17 protein-coding genes and 3 tRNA genes are annotated in these 24,909 nt (G+C 43.3%); 15 read left to right on the plus strand and 5 right to left on the minus strand.

Going from position 1 to position 24,909, the window contains the following annotated elements; all coding sequences use genetic code 11:
- Positions 1-360: 360 nt before the first annotated feature.
- Both ACYX4W_RS11695 and ACYX4W_RS11700 read left to right on the plus strand, forming a co-directional pair.
- Positions 361-2,076, plus strand: a complete 1,716-nt coding sequence (locus tag ACYX4W_RS11695; protein WP_476073309.1) for a purine-cytosine permease family protein — start codon at positions 361-363, stop codon at positions 2,074-2,076.
- A gap of 10 nt (positions 2,077-2,086) precedes the next feature.
- Positions 2,087-3,604, plus strand: a complete 1,518-nt coding sequence (locus tag ACYX4W_RS11700) for a mannitol dehydrogenase family protein (protein ID WP_476073310.1) — start codon at positions 2,087-2,089, stop codon at positions 3,602-3,604.
- Between the two features lie 152 nt (positions 3,605-3,756).
- Here the strand turns inward: ACYX4W_RS11700 and ACYX4W_RS11705 are convergent, their stop codons facing one another.
- On the minus strand, positions 3,757-4,149 hold the full coding sequence (locus tag ACYX4W_RS11705; protein WP_474807225.1) for a DUF3718 domain-containing protein: 393 nt from the start codon (positions 4,147-4,149) through the stop codon (positions 3,757-3,759).
- A gap of 326 nt (positions 4,150-4,475) precedes the next feature.
- Between ACYX4W_RS11705 and ACYX4W_RS11710 the strand changes: the two genes are divergently transcribed.
- Together ACYX4W_RS11710 and ACYX4W_RS11715 are read left to right on the plus strand one after the other, a co-directional pair.
- Complete coding sequence (locus ACYX4W_RS11710; protein WP_474807223.1) at positions 4,476-4,928, plus strand: Fur family transcriptional regulator; 453 nt, start codon at positions 4,476-4,478, stop codon at positions 4,926-4,928.
- Positions 4,929-4,962: 34 nt separating this feature from the next.
- Positions 4,963-6,294, plus strand: a complete 1,332-nt coding sequence (locus ACYX4W_RS11715; RefSeq protein ID WP_476073311.1) for a dihydroorotase — start codon at positions 4,963-4,965, stop codon at positions 6,292-6,294.
- Between the two features lie 22 nt (positions 6,295-6,316).
- Here ACYX4W_RS11715 and ACYX4W_RS11720 read toward each other — a convergent pair whose 3' ends face one another.
- Entirely contained in the window at positions 6,317-7,336 is a 1,020-nt protein-coding gene (locus ACYX4W_RS11720) for a CobW family GTP-binding protein (protein WP_476073312.1), read from the minus strand.
- Positions 7,337-7,521: 185 nt separating this feature from the next.
- On the opposite strand from ACYX4W_RS11720, the gene ydiJ reads away from it, so the two are divergent.
- Together ydiJ and ACYX4W_RS11730 are read left to right on the plus strand one after the other, a co-directional pair.
- Entirely contained in the window at positions 7,522-10,578 is a 3,057-nt protein-coding gene (gene ydiJ, locus ACYX4W_RS11725) for a D-2-hydroxyglutarate dehydrogenase YdiJ (RefSeq protein WP_476073313.1), read from the plus strand.
- 17 nt (positions 10,579-10,595) lie between these two features.
- Positions 10,596-12,464: a CocE/NonD family hydrolase gene (locus ACYX4W_RS11730; protein WP_476073314.1), complete on the plus strand. Its 1,869-nt coding sequence runs from the start codon at positions 10,596-10,598 to the stop codon at positions 12,462-12,464.
- Between the two features lie 69 nt (positions 12,465-12,533).
- On the opposite strand, the gene ACYX4W_RS11735 is transcribed toward ACYX4W_RS11730, so the two are convergent.
- Positions 12,534-13,436: a LysR family transcriptional regulator gene (locus tag ACYX4W_RS11735; protein ID WP_474807214.1), complete on the minus strand. Its 903-nt coding sequence runs from the start codon at positions 13,434-13,436 to the stop codon at positions 12,534-12,536.
- Positions 13,437-13,667: 231 nt separating this feature from the next.
- Between ACYX4W_RS11735 and ACYX4W_RS11740 the strand changes: the two genes are divergently transcribed.
- Positions 13,668-14,123, plus strand: coding sequence for a MaoC family dehydratase (locus tag ACYX4W_RS11740; RefSeq protein ID WP_476073315.1), 456 nt, complete (start codon positions 13,668-13,670; stop codon positions 14,121-14,123).
- A gap of 155 nt (positions 14,124-14,278) precedes the next feature.
- On the opposite strand, the gene ACYX4W_RS11745 is transcribed toward ACYX4W_RS11740, so the two are convergent.
- Together ACYX4W_RS11745 and ACYX4W_RS11750 are read right to left on the minus strand one after the other, a co-directional pair.
- The gene (locus tag ACYX4W_RS11745) at positions 14,279-14,443 is read right to left on the minus strand and encodes an entericidin A/B family lipoprotein (protein WP_081765829.1); all 165 of its coding nucleotides are present in this window, start codon (positions 14,441-14,443) and stop codon (positions 14,279-14,281) included.
- Between the two features lie 18 nt (positions 14,444-14,461).
- Positions 14,462-15,445, minus strand: a complete 984-nt coding sequence (locus ACYX4W_RS11750; RefSeq protein WP_476075468.1) for a mechanosensitive ion channel family protein — start codon at positions 15,443-15,445, stop codon at positions 14,462-14,464.
- Between the two features lie 420 nt (positions 15,446-15,865).
- Between ACYX4W_RS11750 and ACYX4W_RS11755 the strand changes: the two genes are divergently transcribed.
- The 8 genes from ACYX4W_RS11755 (at position 15,866) to rimP (ending at position 24,900) form a co-directional block, all read left to right on the plus strand.
- Complete coding sequence (locus tag ACYX4W_RS11755) at positions 15,866-18,571, plus strand: TonB-dependent receptor (protein ID WP_476073316.1); 2,706 nt, start codon at positions 15,866-15,868, stop codon at positions 18,569-18,571.
- Between the two features lie 193 nt (positions 18,572-18,764).
- Positions 18,765-19,067, plus strand: a complete 303-nt coding sequence (locus ACYX4W_RS11760; protein WP_476073317.1) for a 4a-hydroxytetrahydrobiopterin dehydratase — start codon at positions 18,765-18,767, stop codon at positions 19,065-19,067.
- Positions 19,068-19,270: 203 nt separating this feature from the next.
- Positions 19,271-19,347 (plus strand) — tRNA-Met (locus ACYX4W_RS11765).
- 53 nt (positions 19,348-19,400) lie between these two features.
- A tRNA-Met gene (locus tag ACYX4W_RS11770) sits at positions 19,401-19,477 on the plus strand.
- 53 nt (positions 19,478-19,530) lie between these two features.
- Positions 19,531-19,607, plus strand: a tRNA-Met gene (locus ACYX4W_RS11775).
- A gap of 190 nt (positions 19,608-19,797) precedes the next feature.
- Complete coding sequence (locus tag ACYX4W_RS11780; RefSeq protein ID WP_476073318.1) at positions 19,798-23,124, plus strand: MHYT domain-containing protein; 3,327 nt, start codon at positions 19,798-19,800, stop codon at positions 23,122-23,124.
- Between the two features lie 14 nt (positions 23,125-23,138).
- Complete coding sequence (locus ACYX4W_RS11785; protein ID WP_476073319.1) at positions 23,139-24,140, plus strand: response regulator; 1,002 nt, start codon at positions 23,139-23,141, stop codon at positions 24,138-24,140.
- Positions 24,141-24,441: 301 nt separating this feature from the next.
- Complete coding sequence (rimP, locus tag ACYX4W_RS11790; RefSeq protein ID WP_118495172.1) at positions 24,442-24,900, plus strand: ribosome maturation factor RimP; 459 nt, start codon at positions 24,442-24,444, stop codon at positions 24,898-24,900.
- The last annotated feature ends 9 nt before the right edge of the window (positions 24,901-24,909 follow it).

Raw genomic sequence — 24,909 nt, forward strand, 5'->3', positions numbered from 1 at the left:
GGCGTGTACATTTGCCTAAGTGTAAAGTAATTGGTGCTTTGCTTTCTACCTTTTAAAACACTTTAGTAAAGAGCATATCGAAAGCTTATCTTTAATATTCAATTTATTAACAATTGCTGCTTCGCCAATATCCCGTAAGTTCAAAGGATTAGCGTTTTAATAGCGCTTTATTGGCGAAAAAATAGCAAATAATATTGTGTTAAATTTGTACTTACATCGCACTTTGTTTTGTTAATAGGTATTTACAATTCCATTTCCATGTGCAAATATCTACCGAAATGAGATATGTCCCATATAGTGAGCGAATGCTCAAAAGTGATTTTTAATAAGGGACGGCCACCTACAACAAGAGATTTGAAGATGAAGTCAACGTCGAGCGATATTGATATTTCACAAGTAAGCGATGAGCAACTCCCTGTCGCTAAACATAAATTAAAGGGATGGAAGCATTTCATGGGCTTATATGCCGGTGAACATGTTGCCGCAACAGAATTTGTTTTCGGTGCAACGTTTGTCGCCCTAGGCGCCACCATGACCGACATATTGTTAGGCTTACTTATCGGTAACCTACTGGCGGTTTTAAGCTGGACACTAATCACTACACCTATCGCTGTTGAAACCCGTCTAAGCTTGTACTCCTATCTTCAGAAGATAGCGGGCGATTCGATGACAAAACTCTATAACTGGGCGAATGTGATCATATTCACTGTAATATCTGCTGCGATGATCACAGTGTCGGCAACGGCGGTGCGCTTTGCGTTAAATATTCCTGCACAGTTGAACTGGTACCCAACTAATTTAGCCTTTGTCGCTGTAGTGCTAGCAGTAGGGGTTATCGTTGTGTTTGTTGCCATGTATGGGTTTAACGCCGTATCTGACTTTTCTCGCATTTGTGCACCTTGGCTGTTCACTATGTTCATCTGTGGTCCACTTATTCTTATGCCTGCACTAGCAGAATCTGTAATAGGGCAAACGTTTTTAACATCGTGGAACGACTTTATGCACATTGGCAGTACGTCGGTGTGGACGGGGTTAACACAAAGCGGTGAGCCAGGGATTGGTTTATTAGAAGTTATTGGCTTCTCTTGGGCAGCGAATACCATTACGCATTTTGGTCTTATTGATATGGCGCTACTTCGATTTGCAAAGCGTAAGCGCTACGGCCTTTGCACATCAGCAGGTATGTTGTTCGGTCATTATATCGCATGGATTTCAGCGGGTATTATGGGCGCTGGAACCGCGGTTATCGTTCAAAAATCGATAGTTGAACTCGACCCAGGCGATGTTGCTTTCCACGCGCTAGGTCTATCAGGTCTTGTTATTGTTATCGTTGCAGGTTGGACTACCGCAAATGCTAACCTTTATCGTGCCGGGCTTGCTGCACAAGCCATTTTCAAAGATAAGTCACGTACCAAAACCACTGCCGTTGTTGGTATGGTAACGGTGGCCATTGCTTGCTTCCCATTTGTATTTACCAAGTTACTACCGCTGCTAACTTATGCTGGGCTACTTGTTGTTCCAGTGGGTGCAATAGTATTCGCTGAGCATATGATTTTCCCTCGAATTGGGTATACACGCTACTGGGCACATTATCAAAGTCTTACTCATAGCACGCCAGCGGTTGCAAGCTGGGGCTTAGGACTTGTGTTCGGCTTTGGTTTAAATGCTTTAGATGTAATTTCATTCTATTACCTGTTTATACCAACCTGGTTCTTTACTATTGCGGTATATACTGCGCTTGCAGCCAGGTACGGCGCAAAACAGTCATACCCAGAGCAGGAAGCGCAGGTAGAGGCTTTCGATGCACGCGTTGAAGCGCATCAACAACAAGAAGCCGCGTTAGAAAACGACCACGTTGAAGATATCAGCGCTGTAACCAAATTATTGCGCCTTACTTCTGTAGCTAGCCTACTTGTGTCCATCGCGCTAGCAATTAAAACTTTTTCACTTAGTGACACGCTTGCCGTGTACGAATCGAACCGAGATCTATTTTTCAATATTGGGTTCGCGTGCACCGTTATCTATTTCGTTACTGCGTATTGGGCGATGCGTCGCCAAAAAGCGCTTCAAAGCTAATAAGGTTTTTATGCAATCTCAAACGTCTATTTTATTAAACAAAGCTAATTTACCGTCGTTGCCGGCAGGTATTCAGCGCCCAGCCTACGATGTGGAGAATGTTCAAACAGGTATCGTTCACATTGGGGTAGGCGGCTTTCATCGTGCACATGAAGCTATGTACGTAGACAGGCTGATGGCAAAAACCGGCGATTTGTCTTGGGGCATTTGTGGCGTGGGTCTTCGCGAGAACGACCGCGCAATGAAAAAAGTGTTCGATGAGCAAGATAACCTGTACACCTTAGTTGAAAAACATAACGACGGCTCACGCGTTGCGTCAGTTATAGGAGCAATGACAGGGTTTATGATGGCAACGGATAATCCTCAAGCTGTCATTGATAAAATGTCTGAGCCTGAAGTGCGCATTGTTTCTTTAACTATCACAGAAGGTGGTTATAACTTCGATGCGTCTACAGGGGAGTTTATTACCACTAACCCAGACGTTATTCATGACATTGAAAACCCCAAAAATCCAAAACTAGTGTTTGGTTATTTGGTTGCTGCTATTAAAAAGCGTAAAGAAAACAATGTTAAGCCATTTACTGTTATGTCGTGCGACAACATTCAGCATAATGGCCATGTGCTGAAAAAAATGTTGCTCGCTTACATCGAGTTATTTGACCAAGCGTTAGCCCAATGGGTTAACGAGAATGTTAGCTTCCCTAACTCTATGGTAGACAGAATTACGCCTGCTACGACAAACGAAGATATTGTTTCGTTAAAAGCGCAGGGTATTGAAGATAGCTGGCCGGTGGTATGTGAGCCTTTTGATCAGTGGGTTATTGAAGATGACTTTTGCAACACTAAGCCACAGTTTGACGAAGTGGGCGCACAGTTTGTTAGCGATGTAGCCCCTTATGAAAAGCTGAAGCTACGTATGCTAAACGCCGGGCATTCAGTACTAGGGCTAGTGGGTTCAGTTGCCGGTCTTGATACTATCCATGAGAGTGTAGAAGCTGCGCAGTTAAAGCAGCTATTGTCTATCTTTATGGAAAAAGAGGTAATGCCAACCCTAGATCAAGTTGAAGGCATTGATGTATTTGATTATCGCGACACGTTAATCTCTCGTTTTTCAAATCCGTTTATCAAGGATACCTTGGCACGTATTTGCTTAGAAAGTTCAGCCAAACTGCCAGTATTCTTGCTGCCTACGGTACGCGACAACTTAGTAGCAGGTCGCGATGTAAGTATTAGTGCCTTCGTCGTTGCGTGTTGGTCGTATTATTCAGATAAACACGCGTCTCAAGATGGAAAGCCGCTAGAAATCAACGATGTATTGTCTGATACACTTCATCAAGCTGCTCAACAAAACGAAACGGACAGCTTAAGTTTCTTGAAGGTAGAAGAAGTGTTTGGTGAGCTTGCTCAGCAAGAAAAATTTGCTGATGTTTACAAGGTATTCCTTGAGCGTGTCTATCAAAATGAGCCTGTACTTTCGATAAGCGAAGCAATTTCTGAAGAAAAGCTAGCGGTGGCTAAGGCCAGTTAGGTATTAGTTACTCATAAATAAACAAAAGGAGAGTTAATATTAACTCTCCTTTTTTTTAAACTTAAAAAGAAAAAAGCGACCCGGAGGTCGCTTCTTAAAGTGCAGATTTCTCTGCAACCATGTTGAAGTGGTTCACATGGCGTGAAATTGTCTTACAGACGCTCTTGAAGTACCGCTGCGATTGGGCTGTCTTGCAAGCCGTTTTCCGCAACCCAAGCCTGTAAGGTTTTGCCGTCTGCTTCAGGAGCTTGCAAATCGCTTTTTGGCATCTTTTTAACCAGCAACTCACCGGCTTCCACTGCGTTATTTAGCATCGCTGTACGGATCAGGCTATTGCCACTACAGCTTACACCCGAATAGTAGTCTTTTAGTTTCATTCGATAGTCAGACTGAACTGCGCGCATCTTCTTTCTTAATTCGCCTTTATCGTCCGCCTGAACAATGGTGCATATATTTGCTAATGCCTCGCTAACGTCAGCGTGTGCTACTGATGACACACCGAAAGTACCAGCGATAACAAGAGAAGCTTTAACTATTTTCAACATGGCTAATTCCTCAAGTAAATTCTAATAGTTGTTTTCGTTGAGAGAATTAAACGATAAAGCTGACTTAAAAAAAATACATTAGCCAATACTTTGGTATATATCTTTATATCAAAAGGGGGCGAAAGCTTTATTTGATAACCCTAGGCGACCTTGAATTGCTAACACAAAAAAACTTAGGTAGTCGTTAACCAAAATACGGACAGTTTCATAGGACTCATTTTACAGTGCATTTGTTATGTTATACTGTAACATGTTGTTTTTGGTTATTTGCATTTAACCATGTGTAAACAGGGAATAACGTTCGTCGCTATTAGATTGAGGATAGAATGGATCAACGATTTCAAAACTTGCTTGCTATAGCTCAGGATAAATGTGATGGAGACGGACTGCGCTTAACACAGAAGCGCAAACAGGTACTTAATATATTAATTGAAGCGTCGTATCCACTGTCGGCCTATGAAATAAAAGATTTGTATGCAAAGCGGCATGACGAAAATATCAAACCAATGACTATTTACCGAGCGCTTGAATTCCTGTCAGAGGCAAACTTAGTTCACAAACTTAATCTCAACAATAAGTATATAGGATGTGCTCGTGCTAAATGCTGTGAACACCACGGGTATTCGCAGTTTTTAATTTGCGTTCGCTGTGGCGCAGTTGAAGAGTCTATTGTAGACCCTGTTGTTTATGAACATCTTGTCAAACAAGCGCAAGCGTTCCAATGCGAGATTATAACGCCTCACCTAGAAGTCGCGTGTATTTGCGCACGCTGCCAATAATCCCCAATTTTAATTGTTTTATACGAAGGGACTTATGAAGATCATAATCAATAACGCTTCAACCACACCCCATCTGTTGGGGCGAAATGGCCACGACCTTATCACTATTTCACTCGCTATCGAGAAGGGTAAAATCGTTCAGATCTCAGAACGCTCATTATCCTCGCCACAAGAAGCTTCTACCGCAAAACCTTCTGACAAAGTAATTGATGCCACTGGTTTATTCCTCTCCCCAGGTTTGCTTGACCCCCAAGTACATTTTAGAGAGCCAGGCATGGAGTACAAAGAAGATATTGCCTCCGGAAGCCGCGCAGCAGTAAAAGGCGGCTTTACTTCGGTAGTATCAATGCCAAATACAACGCCCACCGCTGATAATGAAGATACAGTAGCCTTTATGGTAGAAAAAGCCAGCACGACGGGGCTGTGTAAAGTCTATCCGACAGGGGCGCTCTCAAAGGGATTAGAAGGGAAAGAGATAACAGATTTTGAGACTCTCCAGGCTGCAGGCGCCGTTGCCATTACTGACGATGGTAAAGGCGTTCAAAATAATAGCTTGTTTAAGCAGGCACTTATCAACGCCAAAGCGCTTGGGATGCCAGTACTCGACCATAGCGAAGATGAAAGCTTATCCAACGGCGGCGCTATCCACGAAGGAGACGTATCTAGAAAACATAATGTAAAGGGAATTAAGGCATCCTCAGAGTCGGTACATGTGAAGCGGGGATGTGAATACAGTTTAGAAACAGGTGGGCATTATCACGTTTTACACGTATCTACCGCTGACTCAATAGAAGCTATTAGACAGGCAAAAGCAAAAGGGGCTAATGTAACTGTAGAGGTTTCACCCCATCACTTATTGCTTTGCGATGAAGATATACCCGTTAAGGCCGATGGTACGCTTGACGCGAATTGGAAAATGAACCCGCCTCTTCGTTCTAAACACGATATGCTAGCGTGTCGAGAAGCGTTAACAGAAGGGGTAATAGATGCTATTGCAACTGACCACGCTCCTCACGCGCCGCATGAAAAAGCTTTGCCTATTGAGAAAGCGCCCTTTGGCATTATAGGGTTGGAGACCGCATTTGCGCTTATCTACACGCATTTTGTCAAAACAGGAAAGCTTAATTTAAATACTGCTATTGATCTTATGAGTAAGCAAGCTGGTGCGATATTTAATATTAAATGCGGACGAATTGAAGGAGGCGCAGATGCAGACTTAGCGCTATTTGATTTAAATACGCCGTTTACAGTAACGCCTTCATTTTTTGCTTCAAAGTCACAAAACTCGCCCTTTATCAACGAAACCTTGTATGGCGAAACATACTATACGCTGGTAAACGGAGAGGTAAAATATACAAGGGCTTAAGCCACCCCTGTTAAGCGGATGATTAGCCGGCGTGTACACAGGCGGCTAATTCATCATCCCAATCGGTATAAACGTTAGCAGCAATAATTTCAATTTTACTTTCAGCACATTCACTTAGCTCACTTTCAACTAAGTCGCCGTCTGCAAGGTTATAGCTAAATATGCCTGTGCTTGTGATCATTACCGCTTTTAAGCGTTCTACTTCTAGCTTATTTATCCAGGCTAATAGCGCATCTCTATCGAATTCTATGGAGGGGGAGTAGCGCCATCCCACAGCTTTAAAACCTTCCCCTTCATTTTCGATTTTTAAAAAGCCTGAATCGGGAAAAGGTCGTTCGTTAATTGAAGGTGTAGGCTCGCTATTGTGGTGATGGTGGGCATGTGCATTCATATCTACAAGCGCATCTGATTTTCCCTGTAATACAGAAAACGGTATTTCACCATGTTCGCAAAGTACGATAGGTGTGTTCTGCTTGCCTCTATTAACGGCATAGTGCGTTAAGTTTTCTTCTTCATTTAGCCCGTACAAATCGCATTTATTCCCTACAATGACATCGGCAATATCAATTTGCTGATTAAACGTGGCATGCGTGGTATAGCGAGGATCGGTTAGCTTTCTTGCATCAACTAACGTGATAGTACGTTGAATATCCAGCACGTCTTGATAGTGTTCAGCGCTTAAGGTTTGCATAACTTCTACAGGGTGCCCTAACCCAGTAGGTTCAATCAGTAAACGGTCGGGTTTAGACTGGGCGAGCAATTGATTTAATGCTATTTGCATAGGTAAGCCTGCAGCGCAGCACATGCAGCCGCCGGGCACCTCTTTAATAAATACTTTCTGCGCATTTTCTGTGATGGAAGTAGACTTTCCAGTTTGCATACCTTGCACAAGCGCACCATCAATACCTATCTCGCCGAACTCGTTAATTAGAATGGCCCAACGCTCGTTTGAAGGTTTTTGCTTCAACAAGTGTAGTAGAGCGGATGTTTTTCCCACACCTAGAAAGCCCGTGATGATGTTGGTAGGTACTGCTTTAATCATATTTATGGTTGCTCTTACTATGCGATGCGTTATTGGAATATAGCCCTATAGGCTATCACACCAACAGGCATAGCCCTATGATACAAATTAGATATGTTATATTATAACAATTAAAAGCCGTACATGCCCAGTTTGACATGTTGTTTCGTTATGGGTTTACCTGTTTTAACAAGGAAATTAAGGAAGTGACTCTCCCCGCCCTAAAATCTGATTCAAATTTAGCTATTCAGTACCGCGCATTCATTGAAAACCTAAGAGCTAGCGAGTTTACCGGTGATATTGACACTAGCTATAGTGCCCGCGTAGCGCAAGCCACTGACAATTCCGTTTATTATAAGCTGCCCCAAGCCGTAATTTACCCTAGAAGTAACGAAGACTGTCAGCTTATCGGGCAATTAGCGGCTAAGTACCCTGACGTGTCGTTTGCGCCTCGGGGCGGAGGCACAGGTACCAACGGACAAAGCCTCACCGATGGTATCGTGGTAGATATTCGTCGCTATCTAAATAAAGTGATTGAGCTAAATGTGGAAGAAGGCTGGGTGAGAGTACAAACAGGGATAGTTAAGGACTCCCTTAACGATGTTTTACGCCCCCATGGCCTATTTTTTTCACCAGATCTTTCTACTAGTAACCGAGCCACATTAGGCGGAATGATAAGTACTGATGCATCAGGGCAGGGGTCGCTTGTGTACGGTAAGACAAGCGACCACGTTATTGGACTAAAAGCGATTTTAGTTAACGGTGAGGTCATTGAAACCGAAAAAATACCCACGGAAATAGCAAAGCGAAAAGCCGATGAAAATACTGCTGAAGGGGCTATCTACAAACAGGCTATAGATACCTGCGTAAATTATAAGGACGAGGTGGAGCGTACTTTTCCAAAACTAAATCGTTTTTTAACAGGGTATGACTTAGCGCACGTATACGATGGTCACCACATCGATATAGGAAGGTTGATTACAGGCGCTGAGGGGTCTTTGGCGTTTGTCACTGAAGCCGTATTAACACTAGATAAAATATCGCCGGTTAAGGCACTGATAAATATTTCCTACCGCTCATTCGATGCCGCGCTGAGGCATGCTCCGCAACTGGTTAAGGCGAAGGCGACGAGTGTGGAAACGATTGATAGTACAGTACTTAACTTTGCCAAAACGGACATAGTTTGGCACGACATACAACACTTGATCACCGACGTTCCCGACGAAGCGCTACTGGGTCTAAATCTAGTGGAATATAACGCCAGCTCGATAGAAGAAATGAAGGGCCACATTGATAGCCTTGAAGCCGCTATTGAAGATGCGATAAAACAAGGTGAAGGGAATATTTCAGGCTACAGAATTACTTATGACAAGGCTGATATTCAACGTATTTACGCAATGCGCAAAAAGGCAGTGGGTTTATTAGGTAAGGTTAAGGGTGAACAGAAACCTATCGCTTTTGCTGAAGATACCGCTGTGCCCCCCGAGCATTTAGCTGATTTTATTGCTGAGTTTCGCGCGTTGCTCGACAGTCACAACCTTAACTATGGGATGTTTGGACACGTTGATGCCGGCGTTTTACATGTAAGACCTGCCCTTGATTTAGCCGACCCCGAGCAAGAGACGCTTATGCATAATCTTTCAGATAAGGTGGTAAAGCTTGTATCTAAATATGGCGGTCTAATGTGGGGAGAGCACGGCAAAGGCTTTCGTAGCGAGTATGGTCCTGATTTTTTCGGTGAAACGCTGTTTAATGAAATGCGCAAAATAAAAGCGGCGTTCGACCCTTATAACCAAATGAACCCTGGAAAAATTTGTACGCCGTTGGGCAGTAAGGATAAGTTAGTTTCCGTTAAAGCGGTCAAAAGGGCGAGTATCGAGCGGGTCATTCCTGTAACGGTTAAACGCGACCTTGCGCCAGCTTTCGAATGCAACGGAAATGGTCTTTGCTTTAACTACGAACCTGCGTCCCCCATGTGCCCTTCAAGTAAAGTAACGTCAGACCGGCGTCATACGCCAAAAGGCAGGGCGAGTATGTTAAGAGAGTGGGCGCGACTGCTATCGTTAAGCGGGCAAATGGACGAAAAGGATGGTGATGGATTATCTTACAAGCAGTTTAAAAGTAACGTTTTCTCTCGTTTTAAGAACACGGTATTGACCAAGAACGCTGATTTTTCTCACGAAGTTAAAGCCGTGATGGACGGCTGTTTATCGTGTAAGTCCTGCACTCACCAATGCCCTGTATATATTGATGTTCCTCACTTCAAATCCATCTTTTTATCTATTTACTACCAGCGTTATATGCGCCCGCTAAAAGATTTACTGGTGGCAAATGTAGAAACGCTAGCGCCTTTGAGTGCAAAAGTGCCCAGACTTTACAACACGCTACTTCAACACAAGTGGGTGACATGGTTTTTAAAGAAGAAAGTGGGGTATGTAGATACACCGCTGTTGTCCTACCCAACACTCGTTGACAGAGTAAAGTCGATTGTAGATACAAGAGATATCGCACAATTAGAACGCCTTGATAAAAGTGAGCGGGAAAAGTACGTTGCTGTGGTACAAGACCCTTTTACCAGTTTTTATGATGCTAAAAGTGTAGAAAGCCTAATAAAGGTTATTAGTAAGATGGGCCTTAAGCCATTACTAGTGCCTTTTAGCCCAAACGGCAAGCCCGCCCATGTAAAAGGCTTTCTAAGCAAGTTTGAGAAACAAGCATTAGGTACGGCAAAGCGGCTAAACCAAATACATGAGTTAGGTATTACTATGGTGGGAGCCGACGCATCGTTAGTGTTGTGCTATCGCGACGAATACCAAAAGTTTTTAAAAGATAAGCGCGGAAAGTTTTTCGTTCATACCATTGATGAATGGTTGGAAGATGCGTTGGCAAAAAGTGTAAACGCAGATATTAATAGTAGTAAGGGTTGTGATAAGAATTTCTTTCTGCTTGCTCACTGCAGCGAGAAAACCGCCATGCCGGATACCACAGCGCGTTGGCAGCGCATATTTCAGCATCTAAGTGTGAACCTTACGCACAAGCCTGTTGGCTGCTGTGGTATGGCAGGAACCTATGGCCATGAAGCATCACATTTAGAAAGCTCTAAAGCACTTTATACGCTAAGTTGGGCCCCTGTTTTCGCTCGCGCGCAAAATGAAACACCTAATGAAGTACTTGTGACTGGATTTTCCTGCCGCAGCCAAGTAGCGCGTTTTGAAGGAAGTAAGCCACGACACCCTATAGAAGTGGTAAACGAAATAATCTAACAACAAAAGGACAGATAATGAAAATGGTAATACGCAGCGTGATGCTGCTGATGGTTTTGTTTGCGGTTAATAATGCCTATGCCGAACAAAAAGATGAAAACCCTAGGGAGGCATATATACGGGCTAACTACACCAAGTATGAGTACCAAATTCCGATGCGTGATGGCGTAAAATTATTTACGTCAGTTTATATTCCTATCGACGATACTAAAAAATACCCAATTATGATGCAGCGAACGCCTTATCGCGTTGCGCCTTATGGAGCAGATAAATATAAAGCTAAATTAGGGCCTAGCCAAGCATTCGAGCAGGAAGGGTTTATATTTGTTTTTCAAGATGTGCGAGGAAAATTCCGCTCCGAAGGCGAGTTCGTCAATATGCGTCCGCAGGATGCTTATAAGCGCGGAAAAAAAGCGACGGACGATGCGACAGATACGTACGATACTATCGATTGGCTGATAAAAAATATTGAAGGAAACAACGGTAAAGTAGGGATGTGGGGTACATCCTACCCGGGCTATTACACGTCGGTTGCCTCAATTAATAGTCACCCCGCGTTAAAAGCGATTTCACCACAAGCACCTATTGCTGACTGGTTTTTTGACGACTTTCATAGAAATGGCGCTTTCGTTACCCCTATGGCATTTATCTTCTTTGATACCTTCGATAAACAGCGAGAGGGAGAATTCTCTTATTGGCCTGAAGGAATGAAGTCAGAAACGCCGGATGGCTACCAGTTCTTTAGAAATTTAGGTCCTCTCACCAACGTTAATGACAAGTACTTTCATGGAGAGCGACCGTTTTGGAACGAAGTTATCCAACACCCAAACTATGATGACTATTGGCAGTCTCGCGATGTTTTACAGCATTTGACAAATACCAAGCCAGCTACCTTGGTTGTCGGCGGATGGTACGATACAGAAGACCTATACGGCCCGCTGTATACTTACCAAGCTATGTCAAAAAACAACAAAGAAGACCATGTTAAGCTTGTTATGGGGCCTTGGTATCATGGTCAATGGCAAAGTGAAAAAGGCGGCGCAGAACTTGGCGAAGCACAGTTTGGCTTTGATACTAGTGCTTGGTTTCAAAAAGATGTGTTGCTGCCGTTTTTCAAAACTCATTTAAAAGGGGCGAAAGAAGCAGAAATAGCTACCGCAACTATGTTTGAAACGGGCAGCAATCGCTGGCGTAAATTTGACGTATGGCCTCCTAAAGTTGGGTCACAGCAAACTATGTACTTAGCAAAAAATGAAAAGCTTGTTACTAAGAAAAGCGATAGTGGCAATAGCGAATACATAAGCGATCCTAACAAGCCTGTTCCTCACTCAGCTAAGATTAGCCGTGGCTGGGATAGACCTTATATGGTAGAAGATCAACGTTTTGCTGCCCGAAGACCTGATGTTTTAGTTTTCGAAACAGATACTCTTGAAAGTGATTTAACCATAGCAGGGGCTATCGATCTCGATTTGTGGTTTTCTACAAATAAATCAGCGGCAGATATTGTCGTAAAGGTCGTCGACGTTTTCCCTTCTATCGACGAGAATAGCAATAAGGTTGATAAGGCGCGCGGTAACCGTCATGAATTGGTTCGCTGGGGCGTATTGCGCGGGCGTTTCAGGGAGAGTATGAGTGAACCTAAAGCGTTTGTTCCTAATTCACCAACTAAAATAGAGTTCGAATTGTACGATCTTTTGCACACGTTTAAACGCGGGCATAAGCTACAGATTCAAATTCAAAGCAGTATGTTTCCGTTTATTGATATGAACCCTCAAAACTATGTAGAAAATATATTTGAGGCAAAAGAAAGTGATTTCACTAAAGCGCTTCACACGATTTACCATGACAAAGATCATCAAAGCGCTATTCATTTTAAAACGCTTTAGCTAGTTTCAGCTTAAGAGAAAGCCCTATATAAATAGGGTTTTTTTATGATTTAGCACAAATGCTTGAAGCTAGTGTTGCTTGAAGTTACTTGCCACTTCCATAATTTGCTCACGCATCCACATATGTGCATAGTCGTGGTCTGCACTGACGTGCCAATACAAGTAGTATTCTACCGGTGGCAGGTCAAAAGGAAGTTCGTAAATAGCTAAATCATAGTGCTTTGCCAAATGAAACGGTAAGCAGGCGATTAAATCCGTTTTTACTATGGTGCTCGGCACGGTTAAAAAGTGCTGCCCACGCATAACCTCTTTTCTTCGTTTGCCCATTTTGTCGAGTGCAATATCTATTGGACCCGCACCAGATTTGCGCTGAGATACGTTGATATGCCCCAAACGCAAGAATGTATCTAAATCCAAACCGTTTTTAAGAGCAGGGTGGTTTTTGCGGGCAAGTACCACAAATCGGTCTTGCGCTATCTTCTCTTTACACAGATGGGGGTCAGTGAATGTAGATGCATCGGCGAAGAAATCTAGCGTACCTGCCGCCATCGCCGATACTACTTGGCTTCGAGGGATCTCATAATTAGTTAAGGCGATATTAGGCGCTAAATTCTGTAAACGAGACACTAGGCGAGGCATGATACTGGCCTCTAACAAGTCTCGGCTGGCGAAGTTAAAAGACTTCTCGGCGGTCAATGGGTCGAACGTGTGGCTTTCCTGAACGCTCTTGCGTAACAATGCAAGCGCCTGCCGGGCTGGCACAATAATGTTCTGTGCTACGGGTGTCGGCGTCATACTGTGACCTGTGCGCACGAAAAGTGGATCGTTCAACATTTCTCTTAATCTGGCTAACGAGTTACTAACCGCTGGTTGGGTGATACACAAGACATCAGCAGCCTTGGTTAAACTTCCCGCCGTATAAATAGCGTCGAATACGGCAAACAGGTTTAAATCAATTCTATTGAGATTCATAACTAGTCCTTTACGGGCGACTACCCTATTAAAAAGCCAACAAATGAAGAACCGCTGTTGTTTTCACAGCGAAAAGCGAGCAACTATAGAGACTGTTGCTACATAGCGTCTACGAATAATTTACGTTAGTGTAACAAGAATATTTATAAATACCTATTATTAAAAGTTAATTGAAACATTCAACTGAATAATAGTAGTTTCATCGTTAATAAATGGAGATTGGACTTAGATATGAAGACACTTTTAGATTTATCGGTTGGGGATGTGCTTGAACAAGCTGATTTTTTAACTGTAACTCAAGACATGATTAATCAATTTGCCGATGCCACAGGGGATCATCAATGGATTCATCTAGACACAGATCGCTGCGAAAAAGAGAGCCCATTTAAAACAACCATTGCGCACGGTTTTTTAAGTGCCAGTCTTATGCCCAAAGCTTTTGGTGAGGTACTCGCTCCAAGCGATAAAATTGCCTCAATGATAAACTATGGCATAGATAAACTTCGATTCCTTGAACCAGTCAAATGCAATGACGGGTTAAAATACCAATTTAAACTTGTTGATGTAAGCGATAAGCCTCAAGGTAAGCTTTATAAGGTAGAGGCTAGCTGTGTATTGAAGTCGAGCGGTAACCCTGCACTCGTCGGAAGCTTTTTAATGTTAGCGGTCATGAAACCGCAAAAGTAACTAAGCCATGGTGATGAGACCGGAGATACTAACGCTTAAATTCGAAGGGATAGGGTGTTATATATCTTACGCTCAGTTAATTAACGGTTAGTAATCAAAAAAGGTCAGATAAGGAACTGCCTTATCTGACCTTACAAGGTAGCACGATAATCGGCTTAATTTGACGCCTCTTGTGCACCTTCTTCAACAGCTTCGCCTGCACTTTGAATATCTTCACCAGCGCCTTCGATAGTCGCGCAACCGCCTAAGCTTCCGATACTCGCTGCGAAAATCAGTGCTAAAAACGTATGTTTACGTGTAGTTGAATTTAACATTTCCATTTTGTTTCTCCTTAGGTTTTACTCATCATCGGCATGACTTGAATTGTCTGCCGCTTTTTCGTCACCGTTTGTTTGTGACGATGAATTATTATCAGATGAACTTTTCTCATCGCGCTGCTTAAGCATGGTGTTAAGCTTATCACCACCTTTTGCATTAAAATCTAATGTTCTGATAGGGAATGGGATCAGGATATCGTTGTCTTCAAGCACGGTTTTTACCGTATTGATAGCGTCATGACGCACTACCATAAACCCTGGATCTCCGGGATAACGGATCCAAAACCACAGCAATAAATTAATACTCGAGTCGCCAAATGATTCCGCGTAAACAGCAGTTTCATCTTTTTTGATCACGTAGTCTTTATCGTTCATTGCATCAGTTATAACGTTGGCGGCTGTTTCGATATCGTCGGCATAAGAAATTCCGAAAGGGACTTCTATTCTTCGATATCCCAAGCTAGAGTAATTTGTCAGTATATTGCGGAATAAAATCTTGTTAGGGATAACTTCAAGTTGGCCATAGAAGGTCTCAACAAGAGTATTTCGAAGGTTTATTTCTTTTACATTACCAAAAACCCCTTCCGCTTCTATAACATCGCCTATTTCAAAAGGTTTTCTGATACCCATCGCTATGCCAGCTATGAAATTTTCAGTCATATCTTGGAAAGCAAAACCGATAGCGAGGCCAACAATACCTGCACCTGCAAGAAGTGATGTAACTGTGCCTTTAAGGCCGACAAAATCTAGTGCGATAAATATACCAGCGACAATAACTAGGGCTTTGATAATAGATGTGAGAAGACCGGCTATCTGCCGAGACTCGAAAGTGCGTCGCATCAGTTTGCCTGCAACATTCCCTACCATTTTGGCGATAAGACCAAAAACAATAGCGATGACAAAGGCAACAACAATGTTTGGTAGCAAGGTGATTGCACCTTCCATCCAGCTTTCAAGTTTTTCACTTAAAAGCTTATATACTTCATCTATCTCAGGAAACTCCATTGGCTCCATTACCGTCTTGAATAATTTCTCGAGACGTTTCAAAAACTGTTCCGAATACAGTAATTAAGTAACTAATTGATACAAATGAAATTAATTTGGTTTCTGGGTTACCTTTAAAGATGCGTTAGTGAATAAATTACGCAGTTTGGGCAAGTTCTTCTCACTCTATTTTTACCCTCGCTGTCACGTGATTTTTGCTCGTTAGCCTTAAGTATATCTGGTCTGACCATGTGTAAAATTAATGTAAACATATTATTCACAATAAATTTACAAAAATAAAATTCGGGCATAGTATCAGTGATGTAGGTCAATATTCTGTTGGCCTCTAACAATAACAAACACGAAATCGAACAGCCTGTTGCTAGCGGAAAGTGTGGGTAGTAGTGCCGGTAGTGATAAGCCCAGATTTGGAATCACACTATGAAATTTAAAACGCGTAAGACAGCAGTAGCCGCAATGGTCGGTACTGCGTTATTTTGCTCTCCCTATATCGCATCAGCCCAAGAATCTGACGTTGAATCCGAGCAAGAAGCTAAGAAAGACGTAGAACTCATCCTTGTTACCGGAAGTTTTGTTCGCAGAAGCGAAAACTTTGAATCTCCATCACCGCTAGCTGTTGTTGACAGTGTTGCAATAGACGCCATTGGCGCCAAAAACATCGCCGATATTACACAGACCCTAACCATCAATACAGGTGCAGAAAACAACCCTGACGCTTTCACGCAAAATGCCACCGCAGGTACCTCTAATATCAACCTTCGCGGTTTAGGTGTAGCATCAACATTAGTGCTCCTTAACAATAAACGCCAAGTCGTTACCGCTCAGCCTACTAATGAGGGGCTAAACTTTGTAGACACAAGCTCACTTGTACCTATGATTGCCATCGACAGAATGGAAGTAGTTAAGGACGGTGCATCTGCTTTGTATGGTTCAGATGCCGTTGCAGGCGTGGTTAACTTTATCACTAAACGCAACTATGACGGCGCAATGGTGACTGTGGACTATCAAGACGGTGCACACGGTGACAACAAAGAATATATTTTGCAAGGTTTATGGGGTGCTACAGGTGATAATGGAAGCGTATTAGCGGCTATTAGTTATACAAACCGTTCGCCACTATTTTTAAGTGATAGACGTTTAAGCCGCCCACAAGATGACACGAGTGCATTGGGTAATCCAGGCTCTTTCTTTTTAAATATTCCTGGTGCAGGCCCTCTACCTATTATTGACCCTTATGGATGTGAAGAATTTGGAGGTGCGCCAAACCTGCTTGCCCCTAGCGGCACTATTCCAGGCTTAGAGGTCGGTTTTTGTGGTTTTGACTTTGGTAAGTTTTATTCTTATGTAGCGGATGAAAGTAGAACCAATGCTTACGTTCGCGCAGACTATGAATTTGGTAACGACATTACGTGGACTGCTGAATTTAGTACCGCGAGAAACCGTGCCGAGCGCGGCGGCGCACCAAGTTTCCCCATTCTGACTTCACCTATTGTTCCAGACTATCATCCGCAAAACCCATTTGGTCAGCCAGTGGCATTTTTTGGTCGTGCTGAAGGTAATGGTTTTCCAGGTGATTCAGCCAATACAGAATCAGATACCTTGCGCTTCAGTACTAGCTTGCAGGGCGTAACAGATACTGGCTTCTGGGAAGTCAGCTACACCCGTGCAGTGAACGATTTTGTATTTAGAGTACCCGACGTGCTTAATACGGAGTTCCAACTCGCGCTATACGGACTTGGTGGCTCAAATTGTGACCCAATCGCTGGCTCGCCGGGCGTGGGTGACTGTGAATTCTTCAATCCGTTTGCGAGCTCGTATACGACTGCACCGAATTCTGATTATGTTGTGAGTTCATTTACGGGAACAGAGGTTATAGATTCAAAAGCAGATCTGGAAGTGTTCGAAGCGTTTACCTCGTTTGATGTGTTTGAAATGGGGGGCGGCTTTGCAGCACTAGCCCTTGGCGTCCAATACCGCGAAAATCAGCTTAGCCAAGACTACGATGACTTGGCTAATCAAGACAGCTTTACCTTTGTAATCGGCAACCCCGATATTGACGGTAGTCAAGATGTATGGGCAGCCTTTGGTGAACTTGCATTGCCCATTAATGATGAATTAGATGTGCAATTAGCAGTGCGTTATGAAGATTACGGCGGCTCTATTGGCAGCACAGTTGACCCTAAACTGGCTATATCATGGCGCGCCACTGATGAGTTTTCATTACGCGGTTCAATATCCACGTCGTTTAGAGCGCCAACAGTTTTCCTAGCGCAGGGGGGAGCTACCTCTTTGCAACAGCTTATAGACCCTGTGCAAGGTGCAACTGCTTTCGTGGCAGTTAGAACATCAGGTAATGAAGATTTAAAACCAGAAGAGTCGACAGCTTACAATATCGGCTTCTCTTACGAGCCATTCAGAGATTTTTCTGTTGAAGTTGACTATTGGAACTTTGAGTTTGAAGACCTGATCATTCAAGAAAATGCGCAAGCCGTGCTAAATGAAGATCCGACCAATACGGATCGAGTTGTTCGCGCGGGTGACCCGCTAACAGGGCCAGTCCTCCAAGTAAATAACACCTACGTTAATGCAAGTTCGCTAGAAACGTCAGGTCTCGATTTTGTTACCAGTTATAAAATTGAAACGGATTTTGGTAACTTTACGCCCACATTGAATGCAACTTACATTACCAAATACGATTTGATGGATCCTCAGGCTGGTAACATTGATGGCGCCGGACGTCGTAATTTTAATAACATTGGTGTGTCATCTCCTGAATTGCGCGCTAATTTAGGTTTAGCGTGGCAGAGCGATATTCATGCTGCCAATATCTTTCTACGTTATATTTCGTCTTATGATGACGATCAAAACTGTGCAGACGGCACAGCAAACGTGGGTGGTTGCTCAAATGGCTTTTATGAAGTTGATAGCCACCTAACGGTTGATGCTCAATACAATATTGATTTGGGTGGTTTGTACGATACCGAGCAAAGTTATGTACTAACCTTAGGTGCCATTAACCTGTTCGATGAAGAGCCGCCTCAATTATTTACCAACAGCGGTTTTGATTCTAAGGTTCATGATCCAAGAGGGCGTCAAATTTATGCTCGCTTAGCAATTGAGTTTTAGTTAATCATATAACAAAGCGAAAAGCCTGCCTTTATCATTAATAGTTAAAGGCAGGCTTTTTTGTAAACCATAGTCTCCACTGCACACTTCCTTTTTCGTCTACAGCGTTTTCCATTTATAAACCGATTGATTACATTATTGCGTACTTACCGCATAGTTTACCTATGAACTACGTGAAGCGAAGGAGAGAAGAATGGCGACTAAGCTGTCAGATAAAGAAATCACCGCAAAGTTAGATGCGTTAAACGAGCTAGTATTAGATGACACACCTTGGGAACAAAGTGGAGATAGCATTAAAAAGACGTTTAAGTTTAAAAGTTTTATCCGTGCATTTGGATGGATGTCGCAAATCGCGATTTGGGCGGAAAAACTAAAACATCATCCTGAATGGTTTAACGTATATAACAAAGTAGAAGTGACATTGACTACTCATGATGCTGATGGGCTAACGGAACTCGATTTTTCACTCGCTGAAAAAATGGAAAAATTTAGATAGTTAGGGTAGTTGGCTGGCTAAAATGGGCGTGTTTCGGCCGCAATTTGTATTAACTTTGCACATCTTGGTTAATTAAACCGCTAACAGTCAGAAAAATGAAATATTTCTCGACTTGGCACTTGTGTTGATTAAGTCTCTATGTATAATACGCCCCACGTTGAAGCGAGGCACAAAACGCAGCGGTTACAACGTTAATTTTCTGGCGCGGGATGGAGCAGTCTGGTAGCTCGTCGGGCTCATAACCCGAAGGTCGTAGGTTCAAATCCTGCTCCCGCAACCACAGAAAATAACCAGAATTTCAAAGCACTGCAAATGCAGGCTTTACCGTACAATCGCGGGATGGAGCAGTCTGGTAGCTCGTCGGGCTCATAACCCGAAGGTCGTAGGTTCAAATCCTGCTCCCGCAACCAATTTGTAAAACCAGAACTAAATAATATTGCGCAAGCAATATGTACCGTACAGTCGCGGGATGGAGCAGTCTGGTAGCTCGTCGGGCTCATAACCCGAAGGTCGTAGGTTCAAATCCTGCTCCCGCAACCACTTTTAGAACCCAGCTTTTGCTGGGTTTTTTTCTTTTCTGATTGTGCAGTCCGTAAACATTCTCTCGATTTAACTGGCGGTAATTAAGGTAGTTTCTAAGAAATAATTTCCGCACAACATAGCCTATGTATGCTAAGTTAAAGTCATGCCACCATTGAATAATTAAACTTATAGGTAGTTTGGCCGCGCCATGATTGCTCGCTTTTTTACGTTTGATGAACACGCCGCGTTAATTGAAGGCGCTTATCATTTTCCCCTTGTTGTCCTGTCTTTATTAGTCGCTATTTTTGCTTCATTCATGGCGTTTAACGTTGCAGGGCAAGCAGCCGTCACTGATGACAAGCTAAGACGCAATATTTTACTTAGTACAGGTAGCATAGCCCTAGGGGGCGGTATTTGGTCAATGCATTTTTTAGGCATGACCGCCTTTGACTTGTGTTTACCTATCGATTACGACCCCTTGATAACTGCACTTTCGGCAATTCCGGGCGTAGCTGCAGCTTGGGTAGCGCTGCATCTTTTGATCAAAACCCGTATAAGCGTTGCTGAAGTAATTTTAGGTGGCGTATTGATGGGAGCTGGCATAGGCACCATGCATTATAGTGGTATGGCTGCAATGGAGATGGCGCCGCTTCTTCGCTATGACCTTGGTGTATTTGCACTTTCTATCGTAGTTGCTGTTTGTTTAGCTATGCTGTCGCTATGGATTAAGTTTGGGATTACTGCCGCAACCAAAAGTAGAAAGTTATTGGGTAAGCACGCTGTGCTCGCAAGCACTGTTATGGGGTTGGCTATTGCGGGTATGCACTATACTGGTATGGCTGCGGCAAGATTTGTTTTACCACCGGGTATGGAAACGTCCGGCCAGTCGTCAAATATCGCCGTCTATCTAGCTATTTCTATTGCTATCGTAACACTGGTGCTTATTACGATGGTATTGGGGATTAGCCTTTTATTTAAATATCGCGATGTAATGTTGCGCGCAATAGAAAGTGAACGAATTCAAAGCGCCATCACTGATACTGCTGTCGATGCCATCCTGACCGTAGATGATAAAGGAATTGTTAAAACAGCGAACCCTGCTGTAGAGCAAATTTATGGTTATACCCAGCAAGAAATTGTAGGAATGAAAGCCATTGAGATGGTTCCGCCTGAAAGACGGCATGTATATAACGATGACTTTTTTAGCCAACGCGTTGTGCCAACTGAACAAATTATCGGTGCCGGAAGGGAAGTTGATATAATCCGTAAGGGCGGGGAACGAATTCCGGCTCGTCTAGGCGTTGGCTACACCAAAATAGAAGGTAAGCCTGTATTTGTTTTTTTTGCTTCAGACCTTCGAAAACGAAGAGAAATGGAAGATGCGCTACGCGAAAGTGAAGCCAAGTTTAGAAGCTTAATATCTAACATACCAGGTATGGCTTATCGATGCTTAAATATGCCAGGCTGGCCTATGGTTTTTCTAAGTGATGCTGTGTTAGAGGTGACCGGTTATCCGGCGAGCGACTTTGTTTTACCAGAGCCGAAACGTTCGTTTATAGACCTTTACCATCCTGATGACGTTGAACGACTCTCTAAAATCAATACTGAACAAGATGTATTTTCTTATGAATATCGCATTATAGCTAAATCAGGGGAAGTAAAGTGGGTAACAGAGCATGGTACTCACGTAAAAGACGATAATGGCAATATCCTGTATGTCGACGGTTTTATATCAGATATAACCCAAAGGCGGGTAATGGAAGATGAGTTAAAGGCTGCGAAAGACAAAGCTGAACAAGCGGCTGCAGCACGTACTGCATTCCTTGCCAATATGAGCCACGAAATTCGTACTCCTATGAACGCGATTATTGGTTTTAGCGACTTGATGTTAGGGGAGTCCTTGCGTGAAGAGCAGAAATCCCATCTAACTACGATAAACCGTTCTGCCCGTTCACTGCTGCACCTTCTTAACGACATACTGGATAGCGCAAAGTTAGATAAGGGGAAGCTTGACTTAGATTATCGCGACTTTCTTATTCGAGAAGAATTAGATTTGGTTGTTTCTACGTTTTGGTTAGAAGCGAAGCGTAAAAAGGTTGGGCTAGTCCTAAATGTCGATTCTTCGGTGGCAACTGGTTACAGAGGTGTGCCAGAACGCATGCGGCAAGTGCTTAATAACCTTATTGGTAATGCCGTTAAATTCACTCATGAAGGTGAAGTCTCGGTAAACGTAAGAGGCGACGAAAAGTTTGTCTATTTTAGCGTGTCCGATACCGGCATTGGTATGACGCAAGAACAGGTGGAGCGGGTTTTCGACCCGTTCTCGCAAGCAGACGCATCGATGAGTAGGAAATATGGCGGTACTGGCCTGGGAACTACTATTTCTAAACAGCTTGTTGAACTTATGGGTGGGAACATCTGTGTTACCAGTGAAAAAGGGAAAGGAAGTACCTTTACTTTTAGGTTGCCGCTAGAAACGGTCGAAGTCAGTGACTACACACCTGATACTTTAGAATCGACTTCAACCCAAATACAATCAACATTAAATGTATTAGTGGTTGATGATGTACAACAAAATGTAGAGCTTTTGTCATTGCTCCTTTCTCGAGCAGGGCATCAGGTAGATACTGCTACTGATGGTGTCCAGGCGTTAGAAAAAATGGAATCGGCTTCATTTGACGTCGTTTTAATGGATTTGCAAATGCCCAATCTAGACGGGTTGGAGGCCGCAAAGCAACGACGTAAGTTTGAGAGAGAACATCAGTTACCCCCTACGCCTATTATTGCGCTGACTGCGAGTGTTTTGGTGCAGGATAAGCATGCGGCGCAACAAGCTGGCATGGAAGGGTTTGCAAACAAGCCTGTGGACTTTGGCTTACTTATGGAAGAAGTGGCGCGGGTACTCAAACTCGATACTTTTGTCGCAGGCGACACGCCTATAGAAAATGACTCAGAATCAGCGTTTAAAGCCGATAAAGCTACCTTAGATTTAAAGAAAGCGGTTGGTCTGTGGGGAAGCGTAGAGACGGTATTGCAGGAAGTAGACAAATTCACTTCAACAAGTAGAGAAAAGGTCGATGAGTTGATGAACGCAGCTATTAGAGAAGACTTTAAAGCGGTAGCGTCGCTTTCTCATGGCTTAAAAGGAACGTCGGGTAACCTATGTTTAACTACCTTCTTCCGTATCACTAAAGAGATTGAGGCGCAGGCGCTGAAATTAATTATTGATATTGAACAAGTCAATCAGCTCCGCGACGCTCTAGAGAAGATAGAACTGATGCTAAGTGAATCGCCCTTATATGCAGAAAACGCAATTAATGAAAGTATAGACAATGCTTTGCTCCTTAGTCACCTAAAAGCTATGCTCAATAGTGTAGAGCAGAATATGGTGGATGAAGCGGAGCTGTCATTTTTAAAAGAAATAGGGTGCTCTAATCACAACGAGCAAATTGGTCAAATTCTCTTAGATATAGATGACTTTGAGTTTGAATTGGCGCACGAGCACATTTCTTCATTAATACAAGAATTAGAATAGCCCAGAGACACGGCATGTTAGAGATTGAAGTTAAAAAACCTACTTTATTAGTGGTTGATGATGAGCCCGTAAATTTACGGGTTTTGAAGCAACTTTTAGCATCGGACTACCAGTTTGTTTTCGCGAGAAATGGTGAAGAAGCGTTAAAGCTAACTGAGGCTAGACAGCCAAACTTAATATTACTCGATGTCATGATGCCTGGGCTCACGGGGTTTGAAGTCTGTCGTCAACTTAAGCAGCAGTCGAGTACCAAGCACATCCCTGTTATCTTTGTTACGGCGTTAAACGATGAGCATGAAGAAACCGAGGGGTTCGATGCTGGAGCCGTGGATTACATTACTAAGCCTATATCACCGGCAATCGTGAGAGCACGGGTGAAAACTCATTTGAGTTTAGTACAGGCTGATGAGCTTTTAGATAGCCGATTACAGGTCGTTCAGCGGTTGGGAAGAGCAGCAGAATACAAAGATAATGAGACAGGCATGCATGTTATGCGCATGAGTCATTATGCTAAAGAATTGGCGTTAGCTTATGGCATGACAGAAAAACAAGCAGAAACCTTGCTGCATGCCGCACCTATGCACGACATTGGCAAAATTGGTATCGCTGATAGCATTATGCTTAAGCCAGGTAAGCTTACCGATGAAGAATTTGCCACTATGAAGCACCATCCAGAAATTGGCGCAGAGATCATCGGTGATTGCGGCGATTCTTTACTGCTCAAAGTGGCAAAGTCAGTTTCATTGACCCATCATGAGAAATGGGATGGAACAGGTTACCCCAACGGACTTGCCGGAGAGGATATTCCTATTGAGGGACGCATTTGTGCTATTGCTGATGTGTTTGATGCACTTACCAGTAAACGGCCTTACAAAGACGCGTGGAGTATCGAAAAAACTGTCGATTTTATGGAGAGCCAGAAGGGAAAGCATTTCGAACCAAAACTGGTCGAATTAATGATAGAAATTATGCCTAAAATACTCGACATAAAAGCCAAGTTTAAAGATGAGGACTAACCGCTAAGTCTTTTCGCTGTTGCTTAATGCGCCGCCTATACGTATAATGTGCGCATTAAGTGATGAGAGCGGGCTCCCTCATTAAAGGAAAGTAACGCACTTATCATTAGCAAGCTATCACCTATCGGTGGTTTTACCCATAAGTTTGCAACTGCCTACATTGGCAGGTATGGGTTCAGAATTTTAATAAAAGCCCCGCTAGTCCGGGGCTTTTTGTTGTATTAAAACCTGGAGTCAGCCTCGCTGAGCCGGGTGATGGCAGGTGGGCTTTAGGCCCTTTTTTCGTTTTTGGAGGTTTGCATTGGCAAAACTTGAAGAGAAACTAACCGAAATGCTAGAGCCAGGTGTAGAAGCACTGGGCTTTGAATTGGTTGGTATCGAGTTTGTACGAGCGGGGAAGCATTCAATTCTTCGCGTTTTTATTGATCATGAAAACGGTATTACCGTAGATGATTGTGCAGATGTAAGTCATCAGGTTAGCGCAATTTTGGATGTTGAAGATCCAATTAGCACTGAATATAACCTTGAAGTGTCATCACCAGGTATGGACAGACCGCTTTTCAAAGAAAAGCATTACATCGAGGCTGTGGGTGAAGTGGTTCAAGTTCGTTTGTCTATGCCAATGGACGACAGACGTAATTTTAAAGGCAAAGTACTTGCGTGCGAAAACGGCATCGTAAGTATTGAAGTGGATGGCCAGCAGTTCCAGTTAGCTGTGGCGAATATCGAAAAAGGTAACGTTGTTCCCACGTTCGATTAACGGAACAGC

This window comes from Alteromonas sp. ABH4_454 (assembly GCF_056311775.1).